The sequence below is a fragment of the Kosmotoga sp. genome (genome assembly GCF_982836095.1).
Map to the genome: position 1 here is coordinate 1 of NZ_CEYIHJ010000066.1, position 9,000 is coordinate 9,000.

Genomic DNA, 9,000 nt, shown 5'->3' on the forward strand with positions numbered 1-9,000 from the left:
CTATTCAGTGACTGCCTTTGAAGGCGAGTATGAACGGGATTTTAGCACGAAACTGCTATCTAAATTCGCAGCAGAGCCCGAGGGAGGTAAGCGTTGCTATTATTGTATAAAATACCGGCTCGCAATCACAGCTAAAGAAGCCAGAAGGCGTGGTTATGATGCTTTCTCAACAACACTTCTCTCTAGCCCGAAGAAGAATCTTGAGTTGATTCATCGCGCAGGTCGCGAAGTGGAAAGGGCAACCGGTATAAGGTATATTCCATTTGATTTTCGAAAAGGTATTGATCATAAAAAACTCAAGGAAGCAATGAAAGATATCTACAAACAGGATTACTGTGGTTGCATATTTGGGCTCAAGGAACAGGTCATAAAAAAGCAAGAAAGAGATGAAAGGGATAGAACTCTATTCAGAAAACTTTTTGCTCAACATGAGCATTTATGGCAATTTAGGGGACAGAAACTGAAGCTTTCTGCAGTCAAAGTGAGAAGCAAGGAGGAGCTGAAGAAGTTATTAGAAATTCTTAAACCTTCTTCGCTTGTGGTGGAAAGCGAATATGTGAAAACTTTTGCTTTGACAGGAAAATGGCTAAAGTGCGGGAAATATAATTGTAGAATTGAAAGGAGATAAAAATGCAAGAAAGTGAAATTCATAGGCTTGTGAACACGCTCGAAGGTTTAAGCTCCGAATTAGGAGTGATTTTAAGAGTGGTAAATGAAAAAGGTGAAAGCCTTGGAGACGAGTTGCCCTGTGCAATACCACCACTTTCGATAACCCTGGCAGTGAACACAGGTACAAGAAGCACGACTTCCAGTGAAGGGTTCCTTATCACTGTGGTTCCCACAAGCGTGAAGGGAGAGAAGTTCTTGCTAGCTATTTTTGGCGAAGTTACCCAGGACACCGGCTACAGAGCTATTTCCAAACTCCCTGAATTGTTAGTTAGGGGTATTTCAAATGGTAAAGTATGAACTCCGAGTACCCGAATTGTTCGATCTGGACATTACTCTTGGCTGCGGACAAACCTTTCGCTGGATAAAGGAAGACAATTGGTGGAAGGGAGTTGTCAAAGACACTGCACTTATGATGAAGCAACAGGGGAGAGAAATCAGGGTAATAGCTTCATCTGATAAACTATTTGGTAAAGATCTTGATGTTGCATTGAGATATTATCTGGGTTTTGATGATCCCCTCGTGGATATTCTAACTGAATTGGAAAAACTCGCAAAAACTTTTCCAGAAACTGCCAAAAGAACTTCGTTGAGGTCCTTCAAAGAGGGTAAAGGCCTGAGAATTTTAAGACAAGATCCTTTCGAAATGACCGTGGAATATATCATTTCAACAAGAAATAACATTCCAAGTATAAGAAAAATGTCAGATGCGCTTTCAGCGCTTTTTCATGAAAACTATATAGAGCTCAACGGGGAGGTTTTTTTCGCTTTTCCTGATTTAATTCAGTTGAAGAAGCTGTCTATGGAAAAACTGAAAGAACTAAAGCTCGCCTTTCGCACTCCATGGCTTTATGAACTTTTTCAGAACATTGATTCTGAAGAATTTTTTCATGACTTGAGAAAGCTCTCTCTCGATGAAAAACTCGAAAGCCTCATGAAGCACAAAGGAATTGGCTTTAAAGTTGCAAGCTGTGTTACGCTTTTTGGTTACACTGAGCTGAATTCATTCCCCGTTGATGTATGGATAAAAAGGGTTATGAAAGATCTCTTCAATATAGAGGGAAGCACGAAAAAAGTTATGGAATACGGCATGAAGGAATTTTATCCCTATGCAGGTTATTATCAGGAACTTCTCTTTCGATATTACAGGAGCAAATTTGGGAGAAGAAAAATATGAAGATAAATGTGATAGGCGGTGGGCTTGCGGGTTCTGAGGTGGCACTTGGACTTGCTTTTAAAGGATTTGACGTTTTTCTTTATGAAATGAGGCCGCAAAGAAGCACGGAAGTCCATAAGACGGAAAACTTTGCTGAACTTGTATGCAGTAACTCTCTAAAATCTGAAGATCTGTCGAATGCCTCCGGGGTACTGAAAAGAGAAGCCATTCTTTTAGGCTCAATATTGCTTGAAATAGCGAAGAAATTCAGGGTTCCAGCCGGAAAAGCACTTGCCGTAGATAGGGAGAAATTTTCTGCGGAAGTAACAAGGCTTATCAATGAGCATCCAAAGATAACGGTCGTTCGTCAGGAGGTGAAGAGTCTCGACCTCAATGCTGAGGAAACCATTTGGGTAGTTGCCACAGGGCCGTTATCATCTCCGGATTTTGAAAATTGGCTTTCTTCTATTTTTGGCGAAGACCTATTTTTCTTCGATGCCGTAGCCCCCATAGTATCCGCTGAATCAATAGACATGAAGCTCGCTTTTGAAGCTGACAGGTATGATAAGGGATCTGGTGATTACATTAACTGCCCCCTTGATCAAGATGAATATCAGGCTTTCTGGCAGGCTCTAACTGAAGCAGAAGTAGTTCCCATAGAAAATTTCTCAGATAAATTTCTCTTCAACCGTTGCCAACCGGTAGAAGAAATTGCCAGAACAGGGTTTGACGCTTTGAGGTTCGGCCCAATGAAGCCTGTGGGATTAATTGACCCCAGAACTGATAAGCAACCTTATGCTGTCGTACAGTTGCGAAAAGAAAACCTGGATGGATCGTTGTATAATCTTGTTGGCTTTCAAACAAGGTTGAAGTGGAATGAACAACGTCGGGTTTTTCGATTGATTCCGGCGTTACATTCAGCTGAATTTGTACGTTATGGAGTGATGCATAGAAATACATATCTGAATTCTCCAAGTGTTTTAAGACCTGACCTAAGAGCAAAAGCATATGATAATCTTTTTTTCTGCGGTCAGATTACCGGGCTGGAGGGTTATGTTGAAGCGATAAGTAGTGGCCGCTTCGTTGCGATAAATATTGAACAGCTTTTGAAATCCGGTAGAACCATCACTCTCCCAAAAGAGAGTATGCTTGGAGCATTGCTTGATCACATTACCCTTTCAGGAAAAACACCACTGAATCCCGTGTATGCAAATTTCGGGCTATTACCTCAAGTTCGGGCAAGGGGAAAACGCGAGAAAAAGCTCATGAAAGCTGAACGTGCAATAGAAACGATGAGATCATTTCTCATGAAAGAGGGGATATTATGATACTGCGTTCAGAACCCGTATTTTCGACAAGACCATGGGGAAACAGAAAATTGAATGAGCTGTACGCTGTCGATACAGATGAACCCATTGGCGAAGTCTGGTTGCTTTCTGATATAGCCGGAATGAAAACGCCATTGAAAATCGACAATGATGTGCATTTTCCAGAAGAATTCATCGAGACCTTTTGCGAAAAAAAAGTGCCAAGATTTCCGCTTTTGGTGAAATACATTTCCACGACTGCCTGGCTTTCCGTACAGGTACACCCTGATGATGAAACCGCAAGAGCACTCGAAGGGGAACCATGGGGTAAGACAGAGTGCTGGTATTTCACTTCTCATGGAAAAATAGCCGCCGGATTTAAAGAGAAAAAACTCCCTGAGGCAATCGGTCCTGATTCTCTGGCATATTTTGAGTTGGAACCGGGTGATTTCGTAGGATTGCCCGCTGGACTTGTTCATGCTTTGGGGCCAGACTCAAGCTTAATTGAAGTACAGCAGGCCTCAGACATTACTTACCGTACCTACGACTGGGGAAGGGGACGCGAGCTACACATTGAAAAGGCAAAAAAAGCGATAAAACCGGAACTATCTCCAAAGATCATTAGAGGACTAAAAGATAGAGCAAAACAAGGCTTCTTCAATGTGATGCGCACTGAAAGTGCTATGGGAACCGGTATTGCCGTGGTCACCGAAGGCAAGCCCGAGCTTTTTGTTGTCATTGAGGATAGCTTTTCCTATCAAAAGCCTTTCCTGTGGATAACCGTTGAAATGAGGGATTGATATGATCAAGAGAACACTGCTTGTACTTTCTCTCCTGATATTCAGCACATTATTTGCCATTAGTGAAGATAAAGCCGTTGAAATCATACTATCTAAAGATTATATTTTCGAAATTTCTTCCCTTGAAGGGAAAGAAGTCACAGATATCGCCCTGAAGGCAATAGGCAACGGTCTCGCCTACATTGAAACTCTGGAATGGAATTACAAAGACAGATTCTTTGATTTTCTCAATCAGCTGAACGATCGAGGACTTCCTGAGGATTTTGAATATTCAACGGATATCGTAGAAACGCTGGTCGCTACTTCCACTGTGAGCAGTCTTAATCTCATTGACCTTGACAAAACTTCAAATCTTTCTAAGGCCGTTGCCCTTAGAATATACTTTCTTGACTGGGTGCAAACAAAGGATCCGAATTCCGGTAAAGACGCTGCAAAACTCGCAATGGAGCTGATTGAAAAATTCCCGAAGACTTATTTTCCCAATAAAGCGCTTTTTTACTACCATTCTCACTCAAGCTTTGGCTCCAAAGAGATTTTTGAAGAATTTCGAAAAAAAGTTCTTCCTTTGAACCCAGGAGATGATATTCTCGCCAGCATCATAGAGGGGGAATACAATTTCGGAATGTATAAAGAGCTTCTTGAAGATTACCAACTTATGGACGCGCCCGACGACCTTTCGCGGTTCTTCGCAGCTTTTGCAAACTTAAAGCTTGGACAAGTCGGAACAGCCGAAATTATTTTAAAAAACACATCTATTTCATCGTTGCCAAAGAAATATGCCTCTGTTGCTTACGAGGAATTGGGAAAAATCTCTGAAGATGAAGGAAACATAGACTCGGCTCTATTCTATTATAGAAGAGCAGTAGAAAGCGATTCCAGTAATCGCGATGCGATAGTAAAGCTTGGCCTGGCATATTTGAAATCAAATGACAAAGACAGATATACTCTCGCTCGTTTTTATCTCGAAATGAGCGGTTTGGAAGACTATAATGAAGAAGTAGCGTCCACTTTGAGCTATCTAAGACGTAAACTGCTTTCAGGCATCATATTAAAACAGGTTGCGCCTTTGATCGGTGGTGTAGTCTTTGGACTTATCTTTTTGGAATATTTCTTTAAAAGGCGAAGAAAAAAACAGGAAGAACGTATAAAGAAAGAGAGTTAAGGAGGGCAAAATGGAGTTAAAAGTTCTGGACAAAGGTTTAGTGAGATTGGTAGAAGTCTTCGGCGACGATTTTTCGGCCGTACAAGCCGCAAGAGTTAGTTATGGGAAAGGTTTTACCACACCTGAAAGAGATAAAAGGCTCATATACTACCTCATGGAGCACGGGCATCATTCACCCTTTGAGCATATAGTATTGAAGTTTCATCTCAAGCTACCCATTTTCGTCATGCGTCAGCTCGTTAGGCATCGAATTGCGTCGATAAACGAAAGAAGCGGACGTTATACAGAATTCAAAGAAGATTGGTATATCCCGGAGCGTATTAGAACACCGGATTCGCAAAACAAACAGGGTTCTGTTGCCAGCAATGACGTAAAATTGAACAACGACGCTATCGATTTAATAGAAGAGTCTATCGAAAATTCCTTTGCTGCTTATAATAAACTCCTTGGAATGGGTATTGCGAGGGAGTTGGCGAGGATCGTCCTCCCCACTGCCATGTACACGGAGTGTTACTGGACGATAAACGCCAGAAGCCTTATGAATTTTCTCAGTTTGAGAGCAGATTCGCATGCACAATGGGAAATGCAGCAATATGCTCTGACCATCGCAAAAATCTTTAAGAAATGTTGCCCGTTGACTTATAAGGCTTTTTTGAAATATGGGTATACTGGTGACCTTTTAAAACTAGAGGAGAGGTGATCAAATGAAATTGAAAAAAATATGCGAACTCCTTGATTGTGAAATCCTAAATGCCCCGAAAAATTATGAAGAGCTTGAGATTAAATATGCTGGCGCAGCCGATTTGATGAGTGACGTACTGGCTTTTGGAAAACCTAAAATGTTGCTCATCACTGGCCTTAATTCTCCTCAGGCGGTTAGAACCGCGTCTGTAATCGGAGCTACCGCGGTGCTGATTGTACGCAAAGAAAGCATCCCTGAAAGTACTGTTGAACTGGCAAAAGATCTGGGAATCGTTCTCTTGCATGCGAATATTCCCATGTTCAAAGCCTGTGGCGAGCTCTACAAATTGGGCTTAAAAGATCCCATAACAAGCGAGGATACATAGTATGGCGGAAGATAAGGTAGATGAATTACTGCAAAAATTGCAGAAATATTTTTCGCATATAACAGCCTCCGAGATCATGAATAAAAATGTAATTACCCTAACTTCAGAACGTACTTTGTGGCAAGCTAAGGAACTCATGAAAATACGAAAGATTTCCGGTATTCCCGTTGTAAACGATCAAAGAAAACTCATTGGCATTATCAGCATTGAAGATATAATAATGGCTCTGGAAAAGAACTACATAAAAGAGCCCATCGGTGACCATATGACAAAGAGGGTTGTGAGTTTCTCGCCCGATGAACCACTTGAGTCAATTGTTTCAAAGTTTGAAAGGTATCATTTTGGGAGATTCCCCGTTGTGGATAAGAATAAACGGATACTAGGAGTCATTTCGAAAAAGGATATCATCCGGGCTATTCTTGAGAGATTTCGCCTGATTTATGTGCATGACGAGCGCCGTTCTCAGATTCTGGAAAAAGAGGCAGAATGGTTTGATAAATCGTTGATCACCGGTGATTATGTAAAAAAAAGCGATGCGGATTTCGTTTTTCAGATAAATTACACAAATGTAGATCTTGCTGGAGCTGGAGCGGCAAAGCTCAAGTCTTTTCTCACGAAAAAAGGAATCAGTGAAACACTGGTAAGGCGCGTAGCTATTGCAACCTATGAGGCAGAAGTCAACGTGGTCATACACAGTGAAAGTGAAGGTGCTATCTACTGCTGGATAGAGAAAACTTGTATTAAGGTAAGAGTAGAAGATCACGGAAGAGGCATTGAAAACATCGAACAAGCAATGAAAGAAGGTTATTCAACTGCAACAGACCATATTAGAGAGCTTGGTTTTGGTGCCGGGATGGGGCTGCCAAACATACGAAGATATTCTGACCAAATGGTTGTCATGTCTGAAGTGGGGAAAGGCGTTGTGGTTGAGATGATCTTTTGTGAGAGGGGGTAACGCAATGCTCCTGAGTGAGCTAATCAACAAGTGTGGATTTGACGTCGTTACGGCAAATGACCTTAACAAAGAAATCAAAGATGGTTATGTAGGAGATTTGTTATCAGATGTAATGGGAAATGCACCTGCTGAATCCATCTGGTTGACTGTTCAATCTCACGTTAACATCCTGGCCGTTGCAACCATAACCGGCGTAAAGGCTATACTTCTTTGCAATGGTCTGAGTTATGAAGAGGAAACGATTGAAAAAGCTAAGGAAAATGGCATTACACTTCTCGCAACCGAAAAGAGCTCTTTTAAGGCCTGCATGTCCTTGTTTGAAGCTGGTTTAAGGTAGGTTGAGGTGGTTCAGTGCTAAAAAACTTTTACGCGGATTTTCACATACACAGTTGCCTTTCACCCTGTGCAGAAATTACCATGACCCCGGCTGTTGTCGGGAAGCGTCTTCAAGAATTGGGCATTGACTGGATAGCTATCACCGATCACAACTCTGCGGGTAACGTCAGGGTATTCTCAAAGGTCCTCAAAGATTTTGGCATAATTGTTGTTCCTGGTATTGAAATTCATACTGTTGAAGATGTTCATTTGCTTGGGCTTTTTGAAAATGTTGAGATTGCAGAAGCTTATTCGAATTGGTTATACGCGTCTATTCCGGAAACGAGAGTTGACCCGGAGAGATTCGGTTATCAGTTGTACGTAAACGAAGATGATGAATTCACAACCATGGAAGAGAAATGGCTCGGGCAACCCACAAGTTTGAAACTTGATGCGGCAATCAGCTCTATCCAAGGATTTGGTGGCATTCATGTCTATTCGCATGTTGAAAGAAAGATGGGGGTAATTTATCAGTTGGGGTTTGTTCCCCTTTCAAGAAATACCGATAGGGTTTTTGTGGAGATATCGCAAAAAGAAACCCTTGAAAAAATTCAGAGAGATCCGCATCTGAGCATCATTCACTCATCAGATGCCCATTCTCCCCAGCAATTGAAGAAGGTAATGCGAATTAAAGCAGAGAAGCGGGAATTTGGAGAACTTAAAAAATGCCTGCTGGATCAAAAGAGGGTGGAACTTTTATGGGACTGAGAACCATTGCTGATCATGTTCTGGATATCTACCAGAATGCCGTTGATGCAGGGGCAAGCAGGATAGAACTTTCGATCTTTGAAGAAAGTGGAAAGCTCTTCTCTTTCAAAGTGGTTGATAATGGGAAAGGAATCAACGCTGAAAGGCTCTCTGAAGTTTTGGATCCTTTTTATACAGAGAAAAAGAAAGCAAAGAAATTCGGGCTGGGATTACCCCTTTTAAAACAAGCTGCCGAGGCCACCGGTGGAAGTTTCGAGCTTTCATCAAAGCCAGGACTGGGGACGGAAGTTTCAGCGTCATTTGTTCTTTCTCATATTGACTGTCAACCCATAGGTGATCTTGCTCAAACACTGGTTTCAGCCATACAGATGAGCGATGGCATTGAATGGGTTATACATAGAGAGAAAGATAAGTCTGGCTATGAACTTACCAGATCGGATTTTGCCAAAACTCTCGGGAACGATTTCGCCATTAATGCAGTCAAAATAAAGTTGGTGGAAGAAGTGATCATAGGAGCGGAAGATGCTCTTAGGTGAAAATTCAATATTATGTAATAAACTTACGGGAATTTAATTGGGAGGTACGCTCAATGAAAATGACTATGAAAAGGCCTTTATTAGTGTTACTGGTTATTCTTTTTTTGGCAACTGTTTTTGGTGAATCAGTTACGATTGGGAAAATATCCATCACTGGAAACAAAGAGCTTTCCAGAGGGGAAATCCTTGACATGCTTTCCATCCCCTTGAAAACACCTGTAGAACGCGAAACTTTAGATGCTTCCATTTCCAGTCTGCTTGAGAGTGG

The 9,000-nt window shown here is 41.7% G+C and carries 13 protein-coding genes; all 13 read left to right on the forward strand.

Annotated features, from left to right (window positions below):
• Positions 1 to 628: epoxyqueuosine reductase QueH (locus tag AC3LHT_RS05800; RefSeq protein ID WP_488662247.1), on the forward strand; the 628-nt coding region annotated here is incomplete at its 5' end.
• A 2-nt stretch (positions 629 to 630) separates the two neighbouring features.
• Positions 631 to 966 carry a hypothetical protein gene (locus AC3LHT_RS05805; protein WP_290666434.1) on the forward strand — a complete coding sequence of 112 codons (336 nt, stop codon included), beginning with the start codon at positions 631 to 633 and terminating at the stop codon, positions 964 to 966.
• Positions 953 to 1,843 (forward strand): DNA-3-methyladenine glycosylase family protein, encoded by an 891-nt coding sequence (locus tag AC3LHT_RS05810; protein WP_488662248.1) that lies wholly within the window; start codon positions 953 to 955, stop codon positions 1,841 to 1,843. The genes AC3LHT_RS05805 and AC3LHT_RS05810 overlap by 14 nt, the downstream gene beginning before the upstream one ends.
• Positions 1,840 to 3,150 (forward strand): methylenetetrahydrofolate--tRNA-(uracil(54)-C(5))-methyltransferase (FADH(2)-oxidizing) TrmFO, encoded by a 1,311-nt coding sequence (gene trmFO, locus AC3LHT_RS05815; protein ID WP_488662249.1) that lies wholly within the window; start codon positions 1,840 to 1,842, stop codon positions 3,148 to 3,150. Before AC3LHT_RS05810 ends, trmFO begins: the two co-directional genes overlap by 4 nt.
• Positions 3,147 to 3,929: a type I phosphomannose isomerase catalytic subunit gene (locus AC3LHT_RS05820; RefSeq protein ID WP_488662250.1), complete on the forward strand. Its 783-nt coding sequence runs from the start codon at positions 3,147 to 3,149 to the stop codon at positions 3,927 to 3,929. The genes trmFO and AC3LHT_RS05820 overlap by 4 nt, the downstream gene beginning before the upstream one ends.
• Before the next feature lies 1 nt (position 3,930).
• The gene (locus tag AC3LHT_RS05825) at positions 3,931 to 5,091 is read left to right on the forward strand and encodes a tetratricopeptide repeat protein (RefSeq protein WP_488662251.1); all 1,161 of its coding nucleotides are present in this window, start codon (positions 3,931 to 3,933) and stop codon (positions 5,089 to 5,091) included.
• Between the two features lie 10 nt (positions 5,092 to 5,101).
• Complete coding sequence (thyX, locus tag AC3LHT_RS05830) at positions 5,102 to 5,791, forward strand: FAD-dependent thymidylate synthase (RefSeq protein ID WP_488662252.1); 690 nt, start codon at positions 5,102 to 5,104, stop codon at positions 5,789 to 5,791.
• A 4-nt stretch (positions 5,792 to 5,795) separates the two neighbouring features.
• Positions 5,796 to 6,158 (forward strand): hypothetical protein, encoded by a 363-nt coding sequence (locus AC3LHT_RS05835; protein ID WP_290666426.1) that lies wholly within the window; start codon positions 5,796 to 5,798, stop codon positions 6,156 to 6,158.
• 1 nt (position 6,159) lies between these two features.
• Positions 6,160 to 7,113 (forward strand): CBS domain-containing protein, encoded by a 954-nt coding sequence (locus AC3LHT_RS05840; RefSeq protein ID WP_290666424.1) that lies wholly within the window; start codon positions 6,160 to 6,162, stop codon positions 7,111 to 7,113.
• Between the two features lie 4 nt (positions 7,114 to 7,117).
• Positions 7,118 to 7,450, forward strand: coding sequence for an iron-sulfur binding hydrogenase (locus AC3LHT_RS05845; protein WP_290645456.1), 333 nt, complete (start codon positions 7,118 to 7,120; stop codon positions 7,448 to 7,450).
• Positions 7,451 to 7,464: 14 nt separating this feature from the next.
• Positions 7,465 to 8,196, forward strand: a complete 732-nt coding sequence (locus tag AC3LHT_RS05850; RefSeq protein WP_290645458.1) for a PHP domain-containing protein — start codon at positions 7,465 to 7,467, stop codon at positions 8,194 to 8,196.
• Positions 8,154 to 8,732, forward strand: a complete 579-nt coding sequence (locus tag AC3LHT_RS05855) for an ATP-binding protein (RefSeq protein WP_488662253.1) — start codon at positions 8,154 to 8,156, stop codon at positions 8,730 to 8,732. Before AC3LHT_RS05850 ends, AC3LHT_RS05855 begins: the two co-directional genes overlap by 43 nt.
• Positions 8,733 to 8,785: 53 nt before the next feature.
• Positions 8,786 to 9,000 (forward strand): hypothetical protein (locus AC3LHT_RS05860; RefSeq protein WP_488662254.1); only part of this gene is annotated, 215 nt, incomplete at its 3' end.

Bases quoted from the DNA above. Each gene is read 5' to 3' on its own strand.
- AC3LHT_RS05805 (WP_290666434.1), top strand. From the start codon at position 631: ATGCAAGAAAGTGAAATTCATAGGCTTGTGAACACGCTCGAAGGTTTA.
- AC3LHT_RS05810 (WP_488662248.1), top strand. From the start codon at position 953: ATGGTAAAGTATGAACTCCGAGTACCCGAATTGTTCGATCTGGACATT.
- trmFO (WP_488662249.1), top strand. From the start codon at position 1,840: ATGAAGATAAATGTGATAGGCGGTGGGCTTGCGGGTTCTGAGGTGGCA.
- AC3LHT_RS05820 (WP_488662250.1), top strand. From the start codon at position 3,147: ATGATACTGCGTTCAGAACCCGTATTTTCGACAAGACCATGGGGAAAC.
- AC3LHT_RS05825 (WP_488662251.1), top strand. From the start codon at position 3,931: ATGATCAAGAGAACACTGCTTGTACTTTCTCTCCTGATATTCAGCACA.
- thyX (WP_488662252.1), top strand. From the start codon at position 5,102: ATGGAGTTAAAAGTTCTGGACAAAGGTTTAGTGAGATTGGTAGAAGTC.
- AC3LHT_RS05835 (WP_290666426.1), top strand. From the start codon at position 5,796: ATGAAATTGAAAAAAATATGCGAACTCCTTGATTGTGAAATCCTAAAT.
- AC3LHT_RS05840 (WP_290666424.1), top strand. From the start codon at position 6,160: ATGGCGGAAGATAAGGTAGATGAATTACTGCAAAAATTGCAGAAATAT.
- AC3LHT_RS05845 (WP_290645456.1), top strand. From the start codon at position 7,118: ATGCTCCTGAGTGAGCTAATCAACAAGTGTGGATTTGACGTCGTTACG.
- AC3LHT_RS05855 (WP_488662253.1), top strand. From the start codon at position 8,154: ATGCCTGCTGGATCAAAAGAGGGTGGAACTTTTATGGGACTGAGAACC.